Annotated in this window: 1 protein-coding gene; it reads left to right on the forward strand. The window is 41.7% G+C overall.

Annotation, left to right across the window (positions count from 1 at the left end):
* Positions 1–535, forward strand: a 535-nt coding sequence (locus tag A3756_RS03575) for a 7TM-DISM domain-containing protein (protein ID WP_082865065.1), incomplete at its 5' end; no start/stop codon positions are given.
* Between the last annotated feature and the right edge of the window lie 127 nt (positions 536–662).

Raw genomic sequence — 662 nt, forward strand, 5'->3', positions numbered from 1 at the left:
GATGTTTGTCCCCCTTCAAATATGGCCCAATGACACCTTCTTTCATGAAATAGATAAAGTTAAGCTACTGCTCGGCATTCTCTATGGGATCGTAATTCTTGCGCTATTTATTTCAGCAGTAAATGCCGTATTCCTAAGAGACGTCATGTATATCTGGTTAAGCGGTATCTTTATCTGCTTTTTCTTGTACCTGGGTGGGATTAAAGGGGTTGCCTTCCAAGCCTTATGGCCAAACTCTCTCTATTGGCAGAAAATCAGCATCCCCTTCTTCATGAATATGAGCGTTGCATTCGGCTTCTTATATTGTCGCGCCTACATCAACTTAAGAGTGCTGTCTCTCAAGCTTGACCTGTCAATTAAAGTCTTGGCGGCGCTAGCTTTTGCCACAAGCTTACTCTGCTTTATTATCGAATACGAATACATCATTAGCATCAGCACAATCGTAACCATGCTTTCACAAGTCATATGTTTAAGCATCGGCCTCTACTCCTGGTATAAAGGCAATACGGCAGCCCGCCTGTTAATTTGCATGTAAAACTGACCCTGCTTTTGCACTTAATTTTGACCCGCCTGAGAGGCCAGATTACGGCCTGAACTTTTCTTTTATTTCCAGTTTTAAATTCGTTTATTAGTAGATTCTTTGTAGCGGTAACTTTCGTTAC

The organism is Oleiphilus sp. HI0086 (assembly GCF_001635225.1).